This is a genomic window from Virgibacillus alimentarius, assembly GCF_000709085.1.
In the GTDB taxonomy this organism is placed as follows: domain Bacteria; phylum Bacillota; class Bacilli; order Bacillales; family Amphibacillaceae; genus Virgibacillus_B; species Virgibacillus_B alimentarius.
This window is the reverse complement of record NZ_JFBD01000096.1, coordinates 1-21,518: the sequence shown is the minus strand read 5'-3', so window position 1 is coordinate 21,518 and position 21,518 is coordinate 1. Positions and strand designations below refer to the sequence as shown.

23 protein-coding genes and 1 other annotated feature are annotated in these 21,518 nt (G+C 36.0%); of the genes, 22 read left to right on the top strand and 1 reads right to left on the bottom strand.

All coding sequences use genetic code 11. The features are described from left to right. Nucleotides 1–17: 17 nt before the first annotated feature. The 21 genes from sigE (at nucleotide 18) to GZ63_RS0113990 (ending at nucleotide 17,955) form a co-directional block, all read left to right on the top strand. Nucleotides 18–737, top strand: a complete 720-nt coding sequence (gene sigE / locus GZ63_RS0114090) for an RNA polymerase sporulation sigma factor SigE (protein WP_029270644.1) — start codon at nucleotides 18–20, stop codon at nucleotides 735–737. A gap of 125 nt (nucleotides 738–862) precedes the next feature. Next, nucleotides 863–1,642, top strand: coding sequence for an RNA polymerase sporulation sigma factor SigG (sigG, locus tag GZ63_RS0114085; protein WP_029270642.1), 780 nt, complete (start codon nucleotides 863–865; stop codon nucleotides 1,640–1,642). Nucleotides 1,643–1,771: 129 nt separating this feature from the next. Next, on the top strand, nucleotides 1,772–2,044 hold the full coding sequence (locus GZ63_RS0114080) for a YlmC/YmxH family sporulation protein (protein WP_029270640.1): 273 nt from the start codon (nucleotides 1,772–1,774) through the stop codon (nucleotides 2,042–2,044). Nucleotides 2,045–2,107: 63 nt separating this feature from the next. Then, nucleotides 2,108–2,923 carry a peptidoglycan editing factor PgeF gene (pgeF, locus tag GZ63_RS0114075; RefSeq protein ID WP_038221276.1) on the top strand — a complete coding sequence of 272 codons (816 nt, stop codon included), beginning with the start codon at nucleotides 2,108–2,110 and terminating at the stop codon, nucleotides 2,921–2,923. A 30-nt stretch (nucleotides 2,924–2,953) separates the two neighbouring features. After that, complete coding sequence (locus GZ63_RS0114070) at nucleotides 2,954–3,628, top strand: YggS family pyridoxal phosphate-dependent enzyme (protein WP_029270636.1); 675 nt, start codon at nucleotides 2,954–2,956, stop codon at nucleotides 3,626–3,628. A gap of 15 nt (nucleotides 3,629–3,643) precedes the next feature. Further along, entirely contained in the window at nucleotides 3,644–4,087 is a 444-nt protein-coding gene (locus GZ63_RS0114065; RefSeq protein WP_029270634.1) for a cell division protein SepF, read from the top strand. A gap of 6 nt (nucleotides 4,088–4,093) precedes the next feature. Beyond that, the gene (locus GZ63_RS0114060) at nucleotides 4,094–4,369 is read left to right on the top strand and encodes a YggT family protein (protein WP_029270632.1); all 276 of its coding nucleotides are present in this window, start codon (nucleotides 4,094–4,096) and stop codon (nucleotides 4,367–4,369) included. Between the two features lie 2 nt (nucleotides 4,370–4,371). Next, complete coding sequence (locus GZ63_RS0114055; RefSeq protein WP_029270630.1) at nucleotides 4,372–5,148, top strand: YlmH family RNA-binding protein; 777 nt, start codon at nucleotides 4,372–4,374, stop codon at nucleotides 5,146–5,148. 83 nt (nucleotides 5,149–5,231) lie between these two features. Next, complete coding sequence (locus GZ63_RS0114050; RefSeq protein ID WP_029270628.1) at nucleotides 5,232–5,732, top strand: DivIVA domain-containing protein; 501 nt, start codon at nucleotides 5,232–5,234, stop codon at nucleotides 5,730–5,732. 65 nt (nucleotides 5,733–5,797) lie between these two features. Then, nucleotides 5,798–6,014, top strand: a binding site (T-box leader). A gap of 66 nt (nucleotides 6,015–6,080) precedes the next feature. Continuing rightward, the gene (ileS, locus tag GZ63_RS0114045) at nucleotides 6,081–8,840 is read left to right on the top strand and encodes an isoleucine--tRNA ligase (RefSeq protein WP_029270626.1); all 2,760 of its coding nucleotides are present in this window, start codon (nucleotides 6,081–6,083) and stop codon (nucleotides 8,838–8,840) included. A 116-nt stretch (nucleotides 8,841–8,956) separates the two neighbouring features. Next, nucleotides 8,957–9,427, top strand: coding sequence for a signal peptidase II (gene lspA, locus GZ63_RS0114040; protein ID WP_029270624.1), 471 nt, complete (start codon nucleotides 8,957–8,959; stop codon nucleotides 9,425–9,427). Beyond that, a complete protein-coding gene (locus GZ63_RS0114035) occupies nucleotides 9,424–10,335 on the top strand; it encodes an RluA family pseudouridine synthase (RefSeq protein ID WP_029270622.1) in 912 nt (303 codons plus the stop codon). The genes lspA and GZ63_RS0114035 overlap by 4 nt, the downstream gene beginning before the upstream one ends. A 178-nt stretch (nucleotides 10,336–10,513) precedes the next feature. Next, nucleotides 10,514–11,056: a bifunctional pyr operon transcriptional regulator/uracil phosphoribosyltransferase PyrR gene (gene pyrR, locus GZ63_RS0114030; protein WP_029270620.1), complete on the top strand. Its 543-nt coding sequence runs from the start codon at nucleotides 10,514–10,516 to the stop codon at nucleotides 11,054–11,056. Nucleotides 11,057–11,234: 178 nt separating this feature from the next. Next, on the top strand, nucleotides 11,235–12,158 hold the full coding sequence (locus GZ63_RS0114025; protein WP_029270618.1) for an aspartate carbamoyltransferase catalytic subunit: 924 nt from the start codon (nucleotides 11,235–11,237) through the stop codon (nucleotides 12,156–12,158). Then, nucleotides 12,118–13,401, top strand: coding sequence for a dihydroorotase (locus GZ63_RS0114020; protein WP_029270616.1), 1,284 nt, complete (start codon nucleotides 12,118–12,120; stop codon nucleotides 13,399–13,401). The genes GZ63_RS0114025 and GZ63_RS0114020 overlap by 41 nt, the downstream gene beginning before the upstream one ends. Before the next feature lie 37 nt (nucleotides 13,402–13,438). Then, nucleotides 13,439–14,194, top strand: coding sequence for a dihydroorotate dehydrogenase electron transfer subunit (locus GZ63_RS0114015; protein WP_029270614.1), 756 nt, complete (start codon nucleotides 13,439–13,441; stop codon nucleotides 14,192–14,194). After that, complete coding sequence (locus tag GZ63_RS0114010) at nucleotides 14,194–15,108, top strand: dihydroorotate dehydrogenase (RefSeq protein WP_029270612.1); 915 nt, start codon at nucleotides 14,194–14,196, stop codon at nucleotides 15,106–15,108. Before GZ63_RS0114015 ends, GZ63_RS0114010 begins: the two co-directional genes overlap by 1 nt. Beyond that, nucleotides 15,105–15,818: an orotidine-5'-phosphate decarboxylase gene (gene pyrF, locus GZ63_RS0114005; protein ID WP_029270610.1), complete on the top strand. Its 714-nt coding sequence runs from the start codon at nucleotides 15,105–15,107 to the stop codon at nucleotides 15,816–15,818. Before GZ63_RS0114010 ends, pyrF begins: the two co-directional genes overlap by 4 nt. After that, nucleotides 15,802–16,416 carry an orotate phosphoribosyltransferase gene (gene pyrE / locus GZ63_RS0114000; RefSeq protein WP_029270608.1) on the top strand — a complete coding sequence of 205 codons (615 nt, stop codon included), beginning with the start codon at nucleotides 15,802–15,804 and terminating at the stop codon, nucleotides 16,414–16,416. Before pyrF ends, pyrE begins: the two co-directional genes overlap by 17 nt. Nucleotides 16,417–16,608: 192 nt before the next feature. Further along, nucleotides 16,609–17,469: a LysR family transcriptional regulator gene (locus GZ63_RS0113995; RefSeq protein ID WP_029270606.1), complete on the top strand. Its 861-nt coding sequence runs from the start codon at nucleotides 16,609–16,611 to the stop codon at nucleotides 17,467–17,469. Nucleotides 17,470–17,529: 60 nt separating this feature from the next. Next, complete coding sequence (locus tag GZ63_RS0113990) at nucleotides 17,530–17,955, top strand: organic hydroperoxide resistance protein (RefSeq protein ID WP_029270604.1); 426 nt, start codon at nucleotides 17,530–17,532, stop codon at nucleotides 17,953–17,955. Nucleotides 17,956–17,989: 34 nt separating this feature from the next. Here the strand turns inward: GZ63_RS0113990 and GZ63_RS0113985 are convergent, their stop codons facing one another. Next, entirely contained in the window at nucleotides 17,990–19,705 is a 1,716-nt protein-coding gene (locus GZ63_RS0113985) for an Rqc2 family fibronectin-binding protein (protein WP_029270602.1), read from the bottom strand. A gap of 132 nt (nucleotides 19,706–19,837) precedes the next feature. Here GZ63_RS0113985 and GZ63_RS0113980 point away from each other — a divergent pair. Beyond that, on the top strand, nucleotides 19,838–21,518 hold a 1,681-nt coding region (locus GZ63_RS0113980), incomplete at its 3' end, for a cation-translocating P-type ATPase (protein WP_029270600.1).

Sequence of the window (21,518 nt, the reverse complement as noted above, 5' to 3'; positions counted from 1 at the left end):
AAAAGGAGAGGTAAATATTGAGAATTTTAAAATTACGTCTGCGTTTATGGTGGTATAAACTATTAATTAAATTAGGATTCAAATCGGATGAAATTTATTATATAGGTGGAAGTGCAGCTTTGCCACCGCCACTGTCAAAAGAAGAGGAACAAGAGTTATTAAAACTGCTCCCAAAAGGAGACAAATCAGCTCGAGCAATGTTAATTGAACGTAATTTACGTCTGGTCGTATACATTGCCAGAAAATTTGAAAATACAGGAATAAATATTGAAGATTTAATAAGTATCGGAACAATTGGACTTATAAAAGCAGTAAATACATTTAATCCAGAAAAGAAAATAAAATTAGCTACTTATGCATCAAGATGTATTGAAAATGAAATATTAATGTATTTAAGAAGAAATAATAAGTTAAAAACGGAAATATCTTTTGATGAGCCCTTAAATGTTGATTGGGATGGCAATGAGTTGTTATTATCTGATGTACTAGGGACTGAAGTAGATATTATAACAAAAAATTTGGATAAAAAAGTGGATAAAAGTTTATTGAAAAATGCATTATCGCAATTAAATGATCGTGAAAAACAAATTATGGAGCTCAGGTTTGGATTAGTTGGCGAAGAAGCGAAAACACAAAAAGATGTAGCAGATATGCTTGGAATTTCTCAGTCCTATATTTCACGGTTAGAAAAGAAAATCATTAGACGCTTAAAAAAAGAATTTAATAAGATGGTTTAGCCTTTATTTTATAGGTTTTAGCGGTAATTTTATGCCTTGTTTTTCATGAAGCTGATTGCATAAAAAACCTCCTAGAGGGAGATACTGTCCATGAACAGCATCACCAACTGGGAGGGCAGAACACAATGATCAGACATAAAGTTGAGATATGTGGTGTTGATACATCGAAATTACCGGTATTAAAGAACGATGAAATGCGCAAATTGTTTGTAAGACTACAAGAAGGAGACTTGGAAGCAAGAGAAGAACTAGTAAATGGAAATTTACGTCTTGTATTAAGTGTTATTAAGCGATTCAATAACCGTGGTGAATACGTAGATGATTTGTTTCAAGTAGGTTGTATTGGTTTAATGAAATCGATAGATAATTTTGATTTGAGTCATAATGTTCGCTTTTCAACCTATGCTGTACCTATGATCATAGGAGAGATTCGAAGGTATTTAAGGGACAATAATCCAATTAGAGTATCGAGGTCACTGCGAGATATTGCCTACAAAGCATTGCAAGTCAGAGAAAAGTTGGTGAATAAAACATCAAAAGAACCGACACCAATGGAAATTGCTGAAGAAATGGGTATTCCTCATGCTGATATTGTTTTCGCCATGGATGCTATCCAAGATCCCGTTTCTTTATTTGAGCCTATTTATAATGATGGGGGAGACCCGATTTATGTGATGGATCAAATAAGTGATGACAAAGATAGTGAAGAAACATGGGATGATAAACTTTCGTTGAAACAAGGGATGCATCAACTAAATGCTAGGGAAAAAATGATATTAAATAAGCGATTTTTCCAAGGAAAAACACAAATGGAAGTTGCGGAAGAAATAGGAATATCGCAAGCACAAGTATCAAGGCTTGAAAAGTCTGCCATCCATCAAATGAATAAAGAAATGTTTGAATAAAAAAAGAAAATAATATGATTAAGTGGAAATAGAAAAGACAGACACTGGTTCCTTATATTAGTGTCTGTCTTTTTTTTATTGTATTATGTTCGTTTACTGCATATAGATAAAATAAGGTAGGTGAATGGGTTGATAAAATTATCTGAGCTGCAAACAAAAGAAATTATCGTGATTGAAGATGGGAGACGTTTAGGGCATATTTATGATCTTGAAATAGATCCAGACAGTGGAAAGATAACTGCAATCATCATTGTCGTCCGAGATAAAAAAAGTGGTTTATTTGGAAAATCGGATGAGCTAATCATTCACTGGGAGAAAATTATAACAATTGGTTCGGATGTCATTCTTGTAAAAGAAGTAAAAGAGCCAACATTGTATCCGGAATCAAACTTTCCTGACTGAAAAAGAAGGAGGTACAACCCAAATATGCTAAAATAGTACATGAATCAGTCAGGAGGTTTCAATATGGAGAAAGAAGCTTTTTACCATTCTAATCAATCTTTTTTACATATAGCACAGTGGCAGAATATCCATTCAAAATTACAAGTTGGTTTTACAACAAGAAATGGGGGAGTCAGCAGCTCTCCCTATGAATCGTTTAATTTTGGTTTCCATGTTGATGATTGGCGGCCGTATGTTATCAAGAACAGGCAACGATTAGCTGAAAAATTATCTTTTCCATTAGAAAACTGGGTTTCTGGGGAACAAGTTCACGATACAAATATAAAAATAATTGGGGAACAAGATAAAGGCAAAGGAGCCACAACGAACCAAACTTCCATCAAAGGAATAGATGGGTTAATCACCAATCAAACAGGGATATTATGTACAGCTTTTTATGCAGATTGCGCTCCTCTCTATTTTTTTGACCCTGTAACAGAATATATTGGTATCGCACATGCAGGTTGGAGGGGAACGACAAATAAAATTGCTCAAAAAATGGTAGATACATTACGTTCCCTCGGTGTAAACGCTTCGAATCTGCTTGCAGCAATTGGACCATGTATATCGCAGGAATATTATGAAATAGATAGTCGGGTAATGCATAAGATAGATCCACAATATCGGCAAAATGCAATTAAGTCCAAAGGAAATAATCGTTATTTATTAAATTTAAAGCAGCTAAATGTAGATATCCTTTTGCAATCTGGGGTTTTACGTAATAATATAGATGTAACACAATATTGCACATTTCGAGATAATAGTCTATTTTATTCCCACCGCCGGGAGAATGGAAAAACAGGTCGAATGTTAGGTTACATAGGTTACTTGAAAGAGTAAGTGATTATGAAACAGGGAGAGATAAAAGCAATGGAAGTAGAAACAAATCTTAAACATATCCGTCGTAATATGGAACAGGCTTGTGAAAAAGTCAATCGTAATTTAGATGAAATTACCCTAATTGCAGTAACGAAATATGTTACAATAGAACGAACAGAAGAAGCAATAAAGGCGGGAATTACAAATCTTGGTGAAAATCGTCAAGAAGGGTTCTTGGAGAAATATGAACATATACAAGATAACGTCCAATGGCACTTTATCGGTACATTGCAATCAAGAAAGGTGAAGAGTGTAGCTGACAAAGTAGACGTTATTCATTCGTTAGATCGTACGTCACTTGCAAAGGAAATCAATAAACGAACAAATGAGTTGAAGGATTGTTTTGTTCAAGTCAATGTTAGTGGGGAAGAATCAAAGCACGGTCTGTCTCCAAAGGATGTTTTATCCTTTGTGAAAGAAATGGAAAAGTTCGAGAACATCCGAATTGTCGGTTTAATGACGATGGCCCCGCATATCGATGATGAACAAGAGCTAAGAGCAACATTTAGAAGGTTAGCACAGTTAAGAGACATGGTAAAAGAAGAAAAATTAACACACGCACCTTGTGAGTATTTATCAATGGGAATGAGTAATGATTACACAATAGCTATTGAAGAAGGTGCCACACATATACGTATTGGTTCAAAATTAGTTGGATCAGAATAATTGTGAGGTGTAACCATGAGTATCAAAAATAAGATTAAGACATTCTTTACAATGGATGATGAATATGAATATATGGAAGAAACAGAAGAGATAGATGCGATGGACAAGCCAGCGGGACAAAGCAAAACCCAGAGCCCGAATAAGGTCGTCAACTTGACGAGTATGCAGCACCCTACTTCGAAGGTAGTGCTTTGTGAACCGCGAACATACAATGAAGCACAAGAAATTGCAGATAATATTGTTGGCCGTCGTGCTGTTGTTATAAATCTGCAGCGAGTTGACCATCAACAAGCCAAGCGAATTGTTGATTTTCTCAGTGGCACTGTTTATGCTGTCAATGGCGATATACAAAAACTGGGTTCGGAGACATTTTTATGTACACCTGATAACGTTAATGTATCGGGTTCTATCTCGGAATCATTGGCCAGCAGTGAAGATGAATTTCAAAAAGGATGGTAGTAGAAGATGATGCAGCTATACAATGTACTCTATTTTGCACTAGAAATATACAGTTTTGCGTTAATTGTATATATTCTCATGTCTTGGTTTCCAGGGGCCCGAGAATCGGCTTTTGGTGAATTTTTGACTAAAATCTGTGAACCTTATTTAGAACCTTTCAGAAGAATTATTCCACCTCTTGGAATGATTGATATATCGCCCATCGTAGCCATATTTGTCCTGTTTTTTGCCAGGTCCTATGGATTACCGGTGCTATTCGATATGCTGATGGGCTGGTTTTAACAATGAGTATTTATCAACATTTTCGCAAGGAAGAACAACCTTTTATTGATCAAGTTTTATCCTGGAGGGAACATGTAGAAAGAACGTTTCAGATGAAATTAACAGATTTCTTGGATCCTCGCGAGCAGCAAATAATCGAGGCGATTATAGGTCCTTCAAATGATGAACTGCAAGTGCAGTCCTATGGTGGAGGGAGGCACTCAGAAAGAAAACGTGTCATCATTGCCCCGTATTATGAAGATGTAACAGCTGCGTCTTTTAATCTTACACTTTTAGAAGGAAAGTACGCAGAAAAATTCGTCTCTTTATCACACCCAGATGTTATGGGGGCGTTTTTGTCCTTGGGAATTGAACGGAAAAAACTTGGTGATATTTTTGTTGAAAATGGGATGATACAAATTGTTGTAGCAAGTGAAATCGCTCCATATGTAAGTGTGAATTTAACCAATGTGAAAAATTCGAGCATCAATCTTGATTCAAAAGATTTATCTCATTTAATCGAAAGAGAGCTAGAGTGGATTGAATCTGATAAAACAGTGTCTTCTTTGCGCCTAGATGCTATTGTAAAGGCAATCTATCATTTATCACGGAAAGAGGCCGCAGATTTTATTGAAAAAAAGCTCGTAAAAGTAAATTTCAAAATTGTAGAAGACGGAAAAATGAATCTTGAGTCTGGAGATATGATTTCTCTTCGCGGCAGAGGCCGAAGCAAACTCCTTCATATAAATGGGAGAACGAAAAAAAATAAGCTTAAAATCACTACCGCCCTTTTAAAATAATTGAAGTGGGTTGAAGGATCACCATTTTTTGTCGAATAAAAACGTGTAGATTAATTCTAATGAAGTAGAAGGAGGTGGCCAGTGTGCCATTAACACCGCTAGATATCCATAATAAAGAGTTTACAAGGAGTTTTCGCGGATATGACGAAGACGAGGTTAACGAATTTTTAGATCAGGTCATTAAAGATTACGAACTTTCAATTAGGGAAACAAACGATTTAAAAGAAAAAGTGGCTCAATTAGAGGAAAGGCTTAGTCATTTTACGAATATCGAAGAAACCTTAAATAAATCGATTTTGGTCGCTCAGGAAACGGCCGAGGAAGTAAAGGGAAATGCGACCAAGGAATCGAAACTCATTATTAAAGAGGCTGAAAAAAATGCGGATCGAATTATAAATGAAGCATTGAGTAAATCAAGACGAATCGCTATGGATGTAGAAGAATTAAAAAAACAAGCAAAAGTGTTCCGAACACGTTTAAGGATGTTGGTTGAAGCTCAGTTAGATGTAATTAGTACAAATGATTGGGAAGATTTATTTGATACAGAAATAAGCGATGAATTAGAAGAAGCGGGGAATAAATAATAATTGATAAAACTTGACGTTCACTGCAAATTTACATATAATTCATACTAAAAAACTATATTTAAATAAATACAATGATGGAGACAGTATAAAGGTATGATCTGAAAAGCGAGTCAGGAAACGGTGAAAGCCTGATGCAGAGAAACTTTTAGAATATCACTCTGGAGTAGTCGTTCGAAATCAGTAGAAATGGCCGTCCTATTCACGTTACGAGTATAGAGTGAATTTAAAACGTTATTTTAAATTTATAAGGGTGGTACCGCGAGTCTTCTCGTCCCTTTTTAGGGATGTTGAGGACTTTTTATATTTATATAATATATATGGATAAAATTAAAGGAGGAAAGCAAGATGGAATACAAAGATACACTAGTTATGCCTAAGACTAAATTTCCAATGCGCGGAAATTTGCCAAATAAAGAACCAGTTCGCAGACAGCAATGGGAAGAGAATAACATCTATGAAAAGGTTCAAAACAAAACAAAAGGAAGACCAATATTTATCCTGCATGATGGTCCTCCATATGCTAATGGTGATTTACACATTGGGCATGCTCTAAACAAAATTCTGAAGGATTTCATTGTTCGTTATAAATCAATGACTGGTTTTCATGCTCCTTATGTACCTGGATGGGATACACATGGGCTTCCAATAGAAACAGCTTTGACAAAAAAGAAAAAAATAGATCGTAAGAAATTAGACATTGTTGAATTTAGAAAAATGTGTACAGAATATGCAATGGACCAATTAGATAATCAGCGCACCCAGTTTAAACAATTAGGTGTTCGTGGAGACTGGGATAATCCTTATATAACATTGACAAAAAATTATGAAGCAGCTCAAATAAGAGTGTTTGGAGAAATGGCCAAAAAAGGTTATATTTACAAAGGCTTAAAACCAGTATATTGGTCACCTTCTTCTGAATCTGCATTAGCTGAAGCAGAAATTGAATATCATGATAAACGTTCTCCTTCTGTTTATATTTCATTTGAAGTAACAGATGGAAAAGAGCTTCTTGAAGGTGGAGAAAAGTTTGTTATCTGGACAACTACGCCGTGGACAATACCGGCAAATCTAGGAATTAGTCTGCACCCGGAATTTGAATATGCTGTTGTAAATGCAGGGCAAGATAAATATATAGTTGCACATGACTTGTTAGAAACGGTTTCGGAAGAATTGGGATGGGATAATCCTGAAGTACTTAAAACGTTTAAAGGAAAAGAGGCAGAACAAATCATCACCAAGCATCCGCTCTATGATCGTGATTCGATTATTATGTTAGGTGATCATGTTACGATGGAAGCGGGAACTGGTTGTGTTCATACTGCACCGGGTCACGGGGAAGATGATTTTTATGTAGCACAAAAATACGGAATCAAAGCATTATGTCCAGTCGATGAGAAAGGTGTTCTAACAGAAGAAGCTCCTGGATTTGAAGGGCTTTTCTATGATAAAGCGAATAAATTAATCACAGAAAAGCTGGATGAAGTTGGTGCGTTATTAGATTTAAAATTCATTACACATTCTTATCCACATGACTGGCGTACAAAGAAACCAACTATTTTCCGTGCGACATCTCAATGGTTCGCCTCGATTAAAGATTTTCGTCAGGATATTTTAAAAGAAATAAAAGAAATTAACTGGTATCCGCATTGGGGAGAAACGCGATTATATAATATGGTTAGAGACCGCGAGGATTGGTGTATCTCTCGTCAGCGTACTTGGGGTGTTCCTATCCCAGTATTTTATGGTGAAGATAAAACACCTATTATCACAGATGAAACAATTGAACATGTTTCTAAATTATTTAAAGAACATGGTTCCAATATATGGTTTGAATGGGAAGTGAAAGATTTATTGCCAAAAGGGTTCAAATCAGAACATAGTCCAAATGGTACGTTTACAAAAGAAACAGACATTATGGATGTGTGGTTCGATTCTGGTTCTTCTCATGAGGCCGTATTACTAGAAAAAGAAGATCATCGCCGTCCTGCAGATGTTTATTTAGAAGGAAGTGACCAATATCGCGGTTGGTTTAACTCTTCTTTATCAACAGCTGTTGCAGTGACTGGAAAAGCTCCATGTAAAACTATCATTAGCCATGGGTTTGTATTGGATGGCGATGGAAGAAAAATGAGTAAATCATTAGGAAATATTATGCAGCCAAACAAAGTATTAAAGCAGCTTGGGGCAGATATTCTACGTTTATGGGTAGCTTCTGTTGATTATCAGGCTGATGTTAGAATTTCAAATGATATATTAAAACAAGTTTCAGAAACTTACCGTAAAATCAGAAATACCGTTCGATTTATGCTTGCGAATACAGCTGATTTTGATCCGAAAAAAGACAAAATCAACGAAGCGGATTTAGCAGAAGTAGATCGATACATGCTTCATTGCTTGCAAAACTTAGTATCAAAAGTACGTGAAGGCTATGACAAATATGAGTTTTCAACTGTTTATCACGAAGTTCATAATTTCTGTGCCAATGAATTAAGCTCTTTCTATTTGGACTTTGCTAAAGATATTTTATATATTGAAGCGGAAGATAGCAGCCGTCGCCGAAGCATTCAAACAGTCTATCACGAGATTTTAATTACTATAACAAAATTACTCGCACCAATTATTCCACATACAGCAGAAGAGATATGGGAATATATCCCAGGTGTGGAAGAAGAAAGTGTACAGTTAACAGATGTTCCAGAAGCACGGGAAGTTGCTGGCTTTGAAAACCAATTAGAAAAATGGGCTCAAATCATGCATGTTCGGGATGATGTTTTAAAAGCACTTGAAGAAGCGAGAAATGAAAAAGTTATAGGAAAATCATTAGAAGCGGAATTAACGATCATTCCAAAAGATGAAAAAACAAAAGAAATATTAACAAACATTCAAAACTTGCATCAATTGTTTATCGTATCAAGATTAAATATCAGTGATGCAAATGATCGTGCAAAATCCTATCAATATGTTGACATCCTAGTCGAAAAACATCCTGGTGAAAAGTGTGAACGTTGCTGGATATCTTCGGAAACAGTTGGAGATGATAAAGACTACCCAGAGTTATGTACACGCTGTGCAACGATCGTTAAAGACCATTATTCAGAAGCATAAACATCTATAAAAATATCCCTCTCATCATAGAGGGATATTTTTGGCTAAACGAGCACTTTTTTATTTCTTGTGGTAAAATGCTTGGGAAGAGTTTGTTAAGAATCGGAGGACAGGGTATGTACTGGTATTATGTGATTACGATTGCTATCATTGGCATTGATCAATTGTCTAAGTGGATGGTTGTGAAAAATATGGAAATATATGATCAAATTACTGTGATCGAAAAATTTTTTTATCTGACGTCTCACCGCAATACAGGTGCAGCATGGGGAATATTAGAGGGGAAAATGAATTTCTTTTATATTATAACGGTCATTGTTGTTATCGGTGTTATTTTTTATTTACATAAATATGGAAAGGAAAACAAATTATTGGCTGTTTCGCTCAGCTTTGTTTTAGGTGGTGCGATCGGGAACTTTATCGATCGAATTCTTCACAAAGAAGTTGTAGACTTTCTGGATTTTATTATTTTTAACTATGATTATCCTATTTTTAATATAGCTGACTCAGCATTAGTTGTTGGTGTAATTTTGCTCTTAATTTTTACTTTTATGGATGAAAGAAAGAAAGGAAAGGGTACATCATGACACAACAAAATTATAAAGTATTACCTGAACAGCATCACATGAGAATAGATAAGCTACTGGCGGTCATTAATCCAGAATATTCACGTTCTCAAATCCAGTCATGGATTTCTCAAAAATTCGTAACAGTAAATGAAAAAGTGGTAAAACCTAATTACAAATGCGCTGAAGGAGATAAATTAAAATGGAAAGTCCCCGAAAAAGAGAGCTTTTCCGTTGAAGGGGAGGATATCTCCCTTTCTATTTTATTTGAGGATGAGGATCTATTAGTTGTTAATAAACCTGCTGGAATGGTTGTACACCCCTCTTTAGGACACCAAAGGGGAACCCTTGTGAACGCATTGCTTTTTCATTGTGACCATCTTTCAGAATTAAATGGAATAGAACGGGCAGGAATAGTCCATCGTATTGATAAAGATACAAGTGGTTTGTTAATCGTAGCTAAAAATGAAGCAACGCATATTCATTTGGCCGAGCAGCTAGTAGCGAAAAAAGTAGAAAGAATTTATGAAGCTATTGTTCATGGTGTTATTGATCATGAAAATGGATTAGTTGATGCACCAATTGGAAGGGATCCTAAAGATAGGCAAAAAATGGGAATTGTTGACCAAGGCAAACCGGCAATTACTCACTTTCATGTACTTAAGCGTTTTAAGAATTTCACACATATTAAATGTCAACTAGAAACGGGAAGGACACATCAAATCCGTGTGCATATGAAATATATCGGACATCCATTAGCAGGAGATCCCAAATATGGTCCTCGAAAAACTTTTGATATTGGAGGACAAGCTCTGCATGCAAGAAGTATAGGCTTTACTCATCCAACAACAAAGGAATGGATGCATTTTAAAGCAGAAGCTCCATCCAAATTCAAGGAGCTGTTGACTCAATTAGAAAAAATGTATTGACAAATAGAGACATGTTTGACATAATTAATAAAGAAATGAAATGATCCTTTAATTCTAGTCCTGTGAGGCTAAAAAGGAAACGGCGTTCATATGTAGAAATACATATGTCTAAATACCTTTTTTCCTCTTGGAAAAAAGGTATTTTTTTGAACCGATTCCTAAGTTTGAGGTGAAATGAATGAAGAAGAAAACTGAAATCCTTGATCAGCCAGCAATTAATCGGGCATTAACACGAATTGCACATGAAATTCTTGAGAAAAACAAAGGGGGAGAAAACCTTTTATTAGTAGGAATAAAAACAAGAGGCGTTCCGATCTCAAGGAGAGTTCAAGAAAAAATTAAACAAATAGAAAATATTACGGTACCAATCGGAGAACTAGATATTACTTTATATCGAGATGATTTACAACGAGTAACTGAGAATGAGGATCCAGAGTTAATAGAAACAAATATTGAAGAAGATCCTACAGGAAAGAAAGTAATCCTAGTTGACGATGTATTGTATACTGGACGCACAGTTAGAGCTGCGATGGATGCTGTGATGGATATAGGAAGACCATCGCAAATGCAACTGGCAGTCCTTATTGACAGGGGGCATCGGGAATTGCCAATTCGGGCCGATTATGTTGGTAAAAACACCCCGACATCTGAAAAAGAAATTATCGGTGTTCAATTAATCGAAATAGACGATCGGGATGAAGTTTCTTTGTACGAAAATTAAATCGTATGACCTTTAATTAAATCCAGAGAGGTTTAAAAGGTTGCCAAGATACGTGTTAACACTATACGTATACCTCTTTGCGACCTTTGCAAAGAGGTTTTTTAATGGATTAAATAAGAACAACACGAAGATTGCGTGAAACCTGGGCAAGACTAAACCAACTTTTGGAGGGATACCAATGCGACATTTTATATCGGTCAATCAGCTAAGTAAGGAAAACATCATCTCATTAATAGAAACTGCTGAAAAATTTAAACAAGAGCAATACTACATTAATCAACAAATATTTGCGGCTAATTTATTTTTCGAACCGAGCACGAGAACAAAAATGAGCTTTATCGTAGCACAAAAGAAATTAGGTTTAGAAGAGCTGGATTTTCATAGTGAAACATCTAGCGTGCAAAAAGGGGAGTCGCTTTACGATACAGCTAGAACATTTGAATCGATTGGTGCACAACTGCTTGTTGTTCGGCATCCTGCAGATAATTGGATTAACGAAATAAATGCTAATGTTAATATACCGATTATTAATGGGGGCTCTGGTAAGGAAGAACATCCAACACAATGTATGCTAGACCTCCTAACAATATATCAGGAGTTCGGTTATTTTGAGGGCTTAAATATCGTTATAGCCGGCGATATTAAACATAGTAGAGTCGCAAGGTCCAATGCAAATGCATTAAAAAAACTTGGTGTTAATGTGTATCTATGTGCAGCACCAAACTTTGAAGACAATACATTAGATTTTCCTTATGTTACTATGGATGAAGCAGTAGAGCTTTGTGATGCGTTAATGCTTTTAAGAATACAGCATGAAAGACATAAGAGTTCAAGTGGTAATACGTATCATTACTTGGAAAATTTTGGTTTAACGAAAGAACGGGAAAGAAGAATGAAATCTCATGCAATCATTTTACATCCTGCACCAGTCAATCGTGGGGTTGAAATGGATACAGATTTAGTAGAATGTGATCGGTCTAGAATCTTTAAGCAAATGACAAATGGTGTCTACATGAGAATGGCAATCATTATAAAACTATTACAAGAATGGGGGATACTTCATGAGCATGCTATTGAAAAACGCCAAACAATTACTGCCTAACAATGAAGTGAAAGCCTGTGACGTATTTATCGATAAAGGAAAGATTAAACAAATTGGAGAAAATTTATCAATAGATTCAGAAGAAGTAATCGACTGCGGTGGTCAATTACTTCTACCAGGTTTTATTGATGTGCATATCCATTTGCGCGAGCCGGGTGGAGAACATAAAGAAACAATCAAAACTGGCACACGAGCTGCTGCAAAAGGAGGCTTTACAACAGTTTGTGCGATGCCAAATACTTCTCCAGTTCCGGATAATCAAGATACGTTAAACAAGCTGCACGAGAAAATTAAAACAGACGCCTTTGTACGTGTTTTACCATATGCAGCAATTACTAAAAATTTACAGGGAGAAACATTAACGAATATAACGGAACTATCTCAAGCAGGTGCATTTGCATTTACCGATGATGGTGTAGGAGTACAGACGGCTGATTATATGCTACGCGCTATGAAAGAGGCAGCTAGTAATAATAAAGCGATTGTAGCCCATTGTGAAGACAATTCGATTGTTTATGGCGGTGTTGTTCATGACGGTGAAATAAGTGAACGTTTAAATCTACCTGGCCTTCCGTCTCTGAGTGAATCAGTACAAATTGCGCGTGATGTTTTATTAGCAGAAGCTGCAGGGTGCCATTATCATGTCTGTCATGTTAGTACGAAGGAATCGGTACGTGTAATTCGTGATGCAAAAAAAGCAGGAATTCATGTGACAGCTGAAGTAACCCCGCATCATCTCTTATTAAATGAACAAGACATCATAACAGATGATCCAAATTTCAAAATGAATCCACCACTCAGGGGCAAAGAAGATCAAGAAGCATTATTAGCCGGGTTACTTGACGGGACAATTGATTTTATTGCAACAGATCATGCGCCACATGCTCAGGAAGAAAAAGAAATTGGTTTCTTGCATGCTCCTTTTGGAATTGTAGGGTTAGAAACAGCGTTTCCTTTACTCTATACACATTTGGTTCAAACAAAGAAAGTTCCATTGAATCAATTAGTTGATTGGTTAACAAATAAACCTGCAGATGTATTTAACTTACCTTATGGAAAAGTAGAAGAAAATGCGATTGCAGATCTTACTTTAATTGACTTAGATAGAGAAATAAAAATGAATAAAGAAGAATTTTTCTCTAAAGGTAAAAATACTCCTTTTCACAATTGGAATGTAAAAGGAACTCCAGTATTAACAATTGTTGAAGGAAAAGTTGCCTTTCGAAAGAGTGTCTTTGCCTAACTACGAATATTAAACGAAAGAGGTAGGTTTATAATAAATGTTAAAAAAAGTTGACATGCAAATAAGAAAAACGAATGTTATTGCACTTGATACTGTTGAAATGGTATTAAAAAGTACCTATATTAGTCAAACGGCAGTACCGGGGCAATTTCTTCATGTAAATGTTCCTGGTCATACACTAAGGAGGCCTATCTCAATAGCCGATGTAAATAGGGAAACCGAAACAATAACAATTTTATTTAAAACGATTGGATCCGGTACAAAAAAACTCGCTTCTTATCTCCCAGGTATGAAAGTAAATGCACTTGGTCCTTGTGGAAAAGGATTTCCCATTGATAATGAAGTTCCTTCCAATGTTTTATTAATAGGTGGTGGAATTGGTGTTCCACCGTTATACTATTTAGGCAAAACACTAGCAAAAAAGAATATAAATATGATTTCGGTATTAGGATTCCAAACAGCGATCAATGTTTTTTATGAAAATGCATTTAGTCAATTTAGCGACACGCATATTGTTACGAATGATGGAACTTACGGTGAAGCAGGGTTTGTTACTGCCGTTTTAGATAAAATTGGTGATTATGACCGATATTATGCATGTGGACCATTACCAATGCTGCAAGCTATTACAAAAGAGCTGGATCATAAAAGCGGATATATATCTTTAGAGGAACGCATGGGCTGTGGTGTAGGCGCATGTTTTGCCTGTGTGATACCTACAGATGATCATGGCGGTTATAAGAAAATATGTAGAGATGGCCCTGTTTTTAAAGCACAGGAGGTTTGCTTATGATGGACTTAACAGCTCAATTACCTGGGTTAAACTTGAAAAATCCGATCATGCCAGCATCAGGATGTTTTGGATTTGGGCGCGAATACAGTGAGTTTTATGACTTAAGCAAATTAGGTGCTATTATGATGAAAGCAGCAACTGGTGAGGAGAGACTAGGAAATAAGACACCCCGAGTTGCCGAAACTCCTTCTGGAATGCTTAATGCAATCGGTTTGCAAAATCCCGGTGTGGATAAAATAATTGAAACAGAAGTCCCTTTTTTGGCAAACTATGATATTTCACTGATTGCTAATATTGCGGGGAGTACAATAAAGGAATATGAGAAAGTAGCCAGTGCCTTCAATGAGACAGATAAAGTCCATGCATTAGAATTAAATATTTCCTGTCCCAATGTAAAGAAAGGCGGAATTCAATTTGGAACAGACCCTTCTATGGCTGCTGAAGTGACTAAAGTAGTTAAAAAAGCGAGTAATCTGCCAGTATATGTAAAGCTATCCCCTAACGTATCAGATATCATTGCGATGGCAAAAGCAGTGGAAGAGGCAGGAGCAGATGGTTTATCAATGATTAACACGTTGACTGGGATGCAAATTCATCTCCCATCAAAAAAACCGATTATCGCTAATAAAACCGGTGGTTTATCTGGGGCTGCGATTAAACCAGTCGCTATTCGAATGATCTACGAAGTAAAACAGCATGTAAATATTCCGATTATCGGTATGGGAGGTATAAATACAGCAGACGATGTTCTTGAATTCCTTTTAGCTGGAGCAAGTGCTGTGGCAATTGGAACTGCAAATTTTAGGAATCCATTTATTTGTACTGAAATAATAGAGGCATTGCCAGAAGTGTTAAGTAAGTATGGATTTCAGTCTGTTCAGGATGCTGTGGGAAAGGGGCATGACATAGAGTGAATCGAATATATTTGGCGCTTGACTTTCCGTGTTGGAAAGAAGCAAAGCAATTTATCGAATGGAATGAATTAAAAGGTGTACCCGTTAAAGTTGGGATGGAACTATTTTACAGAGAGGGCCCAGCTGTAATAGAAAGATTGAAAGACAATAATCATCCTATTTTTTTGGATTTAAAACTTCATGATATTCCAACAACTGTAAATAAAGCCATGAAGAATATTGCCAAACTAGGGGTTGATATGGTTAGTACACATGCAACAGGTGGAAGCGAAATGATACAAGCAGCAAAAGAAGGATTACTTTCAGGCTTATCTGATGGTTACAAAACACAATTAATGGCAATAACCGTATTGACTTCCATGGATAAAGATAGCCTAAATAATGAGCTGCTATTACCTGGTGAGGTCGAAGAAAATGTTGTTCGTTTTGCAAAACTGGCGGAACAAAATGGGGCAGATGGAGTTGTGTGTTCTCCTCACGAAGCCAAGCAAATTAAAGCCGCATGTGGTCCATCATTTTTATCCGTAACACCAGGAATTCGCCTGCAGTTATCTGAAAAGAATGATCAAAAGAGAATTGCAACACCAGCATATGCTCGCGAACATGGTGCCGATAATCTTGTTATAGGTAGAAGTATTACAAAAGCAAATGATCCATATGAAGCATATCAACAAGCAGTCAAGGAGTGGAAACATGGAATTAAATCATGAAATTGCGAGAGATTTGCTATCGATACAAGCTGTACAAATTAAAACAGACAGTTATTTTACATGGACGTCTGGAATAAAATCACCAATATATTGTGATAATCGGTTAACGATGTCTTATCCAGCTGTTCGCAAGAAAATAATGAAAGCATTTATCCAAAAGATTAAAAAGATGGATGAAAAACCTGATGTAATTGCTGGGTGTGCAACAGCAGGGATTCCCCACGCTGCTTGGTTAGCAGAAGGAATGGAATTACCCATGATCTATGTTAGATCTAAAACTAAAGGGCACGGTAAAGAAAATCTAATTGAAGGTACATTGGAAAAAGGACAAAAGGTTCTTGTAATTGAAGACTTAATTTCAACAGGTGGATCATCCATTAAAGCAGCACAAGCTGTACAGGAACATGGCGGAAAAGTAATAGATATTTTATCCATATTTACCTATGGATTGGATAAAGCAAAGCAGCAATTTTTAAATGCGCGTCTATCTTATCAAAGCCTAACTAATTACGATGAAGTACTTCACATTTTAGTAGAAGATGGGAAAATTGAAGATAATGAAAGAAAACAATTAGAAGCGTGGAGAAATGAACTTTAAATAAACAAAAAATCACTTGTCTATATGGACAAGTATTTTTTATTTTAGCCAAAAAGTCTTTTACTTTCATTGTCTTTTCATCCCTTCATCATTTTTTTGAAAATTTTCTGGATTTTATTTTTCAGCACAAAATAGTCTGAAATGAGCTATAATTAGGATGTATTTATCATAATTTCAAGGTAGGTTATTGAAATGAAAATAGATGATTACGATTTGTTATTGAAATTAAATGAAATAGGAACAGTTCGAGGTACAGCAAAACAAATTTTAATTTCTCAACCTGCTGTTACACAGCGATTAAAATATATAGAAGACTATTTTGATGAGAAAATTTTTATCCGCACTTCAAAAAAATTAATTCCTACTCCAGCTGGCGAACTCATATTAAAGCAGGCCAAAAATATTATCGAACAGGAACAAAATCTAAAAAATACACTTGCCAAATCAAGCGCTGAAGTTCAAGGTACCTTATCCATTGCCTGCTCAACACTCATTAGTCAGCGGTATTTACCATCCATTTTAGCTGCATATACGAAAGCATATCCAAAAGTATCGATTGATTTAGTGACGGGAATTAGTGAAGATATAAAAAAGGATTATACAAAATATCACGTTTGTATTATTAGGGGAGAGCAACTAAAAGAAGGGATATGTGAGCATTTATTTGGTGATCCATTATATATTTTTGATACGGAAGCCTTTCCGAAGAATCAACTAAAGGAACGTCCTTTAATTTCTTTTAAGAGTGATGATAGCATGCATGATTTAGTAGATCATTGGCTTTATTATCATCAAAAAGAGATTAAGCCATTAAAAGCGATTCGCGTAGATCAAATTGAGACCTGTAAACAGTTTATGATGGAAGGGTTAGGAATGGCCGTATTGCCTAAAAGTGTTTCTCATTCTTTAATGAAAAGTTATCCGCACATGCCATTAAAGTTAAATGGTGCTTATGCAACTAGGGATACATGGGTCTGTTATCAAGAGGGAATTCGAAATCTGCCTCAAGTTGATCATTTTATTCAAGCATTATTACGAGAAAAATATGATTAAACGTTTCGTACTCGTGCTTAGGAGGAACAGTTCATTACACGATAAAAAAGGAGTGCTAAAATGAGCAATCTAATTTTTACAACAAGTGCTACTGCAACAAATGGCAGGGACGGACATGTTAGATCAGATGATGGATGCATCAATTTTAAACTGGTCCATCCAGCGGATAAGAGGCAAGAAGGTAAAGAAGGGTCAAATCCGGAGCAGCTTTTTGCTGCTGCGTATGCAGCTTGTTATGACGGCGCATTAAACTTGGTGGCTTCAAACCAAAACAAAAAAATTAATTCAGAAACAACTGCAGAAGTCAATTTCTGCAAGGATCAAAAAGATAGTGGGTTTAAATTAGCAGTGACGTTAAATATTCACATTGAGGGTATAAGTCCGGAAGAAGCGGAAGAATTAACAGAAGAAGCTCATCAAGTTTGTCCTTACTCCAAAGCAACAAGAGGAAACATCGAAGTAACATTAATTCCAAAAGTAGCATAAATATAAAGCAAAGCAAGGATGGTTCTATATGCAATCATCCTTGCTTTTTTAACTTATCAACTTTTGACTTCTCAGGAGTAACAAAAAGTGTTTTTTGATTATCATAGGTAACAAAACCAGGCTTTGCTCCTTTTGGCTTTTTCACATGTCTTATTTTTGTATAATCAACTGGAACCGAAGAAGAAGCTTGTGATTTGCTAAAATAGGCAGCTAATTGAGCCGCTTCCAGCAGCGTATTCTCATTGGGATTACTCTCACGGATCACAACATGTGAGCCGGGAATATTTAGAGCATGCAGCCAAATATCATCACGATGAGCGAGTCTTGTTGTTACATATTCATTTTGTTTATTATTTTTGCCAACGAAAATGGTTGTGCCATCAGAAGAAATAAATTCTTCAGGCATTGGTTTTTTTTGTTTGTTTTTCTTTTTCTTTCCTCCCTGTGTTTGTTTTTTTAAGTAGCCTTCTTCACGTAATTCTTCCCGAATTTCTTCAATGTCTGATTCACTGGCCACGTTTATTTGCTGTAATAGCTGTTCCATATATGCTATTTCAGTGTTCGCTTTCTTCATTTCTTTTTTTACAACCTGTTTGGATGTTTTTAATTTTTGATACGTTTTAAAGAAGCCTTGTGCATTTTCGCTAGGGGATTTATTAGGATTAAGCTCAATAGTAAGTGAATGTTGATCAGGATCATAATAATCCGTTACCGTAACTGTTTTATCTCCTGATTTTACCAAGTGCATATGGGCGGTTAAAAGCTCCCCTAATTTTTGGTAATGCTCTGCTTTCTTAGCCTTTTTCAGTGTTTGTTTATGTTTTTTTAACTTACGTTCATTTTTATTTTTTTCATTTTTAAGAAATCGGTATAGGTCTCCAGCTTTTTGTTTGACGCGATCACGTTCTGCTTTTCCCGAATAAAATTCATCAAGCATAGCATTAGTGGAGTCAAAATGTTCACTCTTCCCTTGAAAGGAAGTAATTGGAAGCACATGAAAGTCTTCTTTTTTATTACGATATATTCTTGGCTCAGTGGTTTGACTTCTGATTTGTTCTTGAAATTCCATGAATTTTTCAAGATATACTTTAGGTGAACCTAACTGCGTGCGAGCAACAAATTCCTTTGCAATAAAAGGTGATATGCCAGTAAGCAGATGAACGATTTGCGAATCAATTCTTCCTGCATTAAAGTCAATTCCTTTTAAAAATTCGTTTCCGCTTATTTCTAGTGGATTCACCTTTTCTTGTGTTGGAGGGAGCTTATAAGTCGAACCAGGCAAGATGGTGCGATAACGGTTTTGAGACATGGAAACACGTTTTAAACTATCGATAATATGTTCCTTTTCTTTATCCAAAAAGATAACATTGCTATGTTTTCCCATTAATTCCATGACAAGCGTTTTATAAGTTGTATCACCAATCTCGTTTCTTGCCGTGATATTAAATGAAACAATCCGCTCCATCCCAAATTGCTCAATCGATTCTATAATAGATCCTAATAGATGTTTGCGCAAAAGCATACAAAACATTGGCGGCTGGGCTGGGTTTTGATAAATATCATTCGTTAAGTGAAAACGAGCATAGGTCGGATGGATTGATAATAATAACGAATGATTCTTCCCTTTGCTTCTAACGGTAAACACTAGCTCAGTCGCTGTAGGCTGATAGATTTTTGTGATTTTTCCTGGCACGATCTCTTTTTGTATTTCTTCTTTTACTGCTTTTGTAACGATTCCATCAAATGGCATAAAAATCACCTCACCGAACAATTATAGCATCTTTTTGGACAAACCTGCATATATATCGATTAGGACTCATCGAAACAGCAAATGTATGTAGCAAAGTGTAAATAGCATGGTGAGAATTTGGAGGAATGCGATGTGAAATGGTATCAATTAGATGTTGAACGAGTCGAGCAAAAGCTGCACGTTACAGCAAATAGAGGTCTTACAGAAAAACAAGTAGAAGAACGTCGCAAACAATTTGGTGAAAATGTGCTAGAAGGAGAAAAAAATAAATCAAAATGGCTTATCTTTTTAAAACAATTCCAGGACTTTATGGTATTGGTGTTGCTAGGGGCAACATTAATTGCCGGGTTACTCGGAGAATTCATAGACGCTATAGCGATCATGGTAATTGTATTAATAAACGGATTAATTGGCTTTTTCCAGGAGCAAAAAGCAGAAAAATCATTAGAAAAATTAAAAGAATTATCCGCTCCGGTAGCAAATGTCTTGCGAGATGGAAAATGGAAAAAAATTAACTCCAGAGAAATTGTTGTTGGCGATGTCATAAGGTTAACGAGTGGAGATCGTATTTCTGCCGATGTTCGCCTCGTTAAGTCAAATAGTTTAGAAACGGAAGAAGCTGCCTTAACAGGAGAATCTCTTCCTGTTATGAAACACGTACAAGCAATTAATAAAAGTAACATTGATGCGCAAGATCAAACGAATATGGGATTTACCGGAACTTTAGTAACTAGGGGTACTGGAATAGGAATTGTTGTCGGTACTGGCATGAATACTGTCATGGGGCAAATAGCTTCGTTGATGGTTCGGACAACAAAATCGAACACACCACTAGAAAATAAACTTGCTGAACTCGGAAAAGTATTGATTGTTTTAGCATTTATTTTGACTTCATTGGTTGTTGTGATAGGTGTATATCAAGGACATGCCGTATATAAAATGTTTTTAGCAGGCGTATCCTTAGCAGTTGCGGCAATTCCTGAAGGGCTCCCTGCGATTGTTACTGTCGCACTGTCCTTAGGTGTCCAGCGAATGATTAGACGAAAAGCAATTGTACGGAAATTATCAGCAGTTGAAACACTGGGCTCAACATCTATTATTTGTTCCGATAAAACAGGAACAATGACGGAAAACCAAATGACTGTAAAGGAAATTTATTTGAATGGTGAGTATTTATATGTAACGGGCGATGGTTATGACATTCAAGGGGATTATTTCTTAGGTAATACGAAAGTTGCTACGGATTTCCCTAATTTAAGACAGATGCTCCTGTACGGAATGCTTTGTAATCATGCCTCATTATTAGTAAATAAAGGAAAATATTCGGTTGATGGAGATCCAACAGATGGAGCCCTGCTTGTAGCAGCAAGAAAATTCGGTTTATCACATCATTTATGGGATAATTATAAAGTTATTAAGGAAATACCATTTGATTCAGAGCGCAAGCGCATGAGTATTGTTGTTGAAGATGAAAATAATATGCGTTTTCTAATAACGAAAGGTGCACCTGATGTTTTATTACCGAGATGTTCGAGTTATATAGACAAGGATGGTAAAAAATTCTTAAAAGACAAACGTCCCTTAGAAGGTACGGTAGATGATATGGCCGCAAAAGCACTACGAACGATAGCTGTGTCCGTTAAATCTATCCCCAAAAATCAATCCCTTGAGACAACATTTTTAGAAAATGATTTAACTTTCGTTGGCTTATATGGCATGATGGACCCACCAAGAAGAGAAGTAAGATCAGCGATAGCAGAATGTAAACAAGCGGGCATAAAAACAGTTATGATTACAGGAGATCATGAAAAAA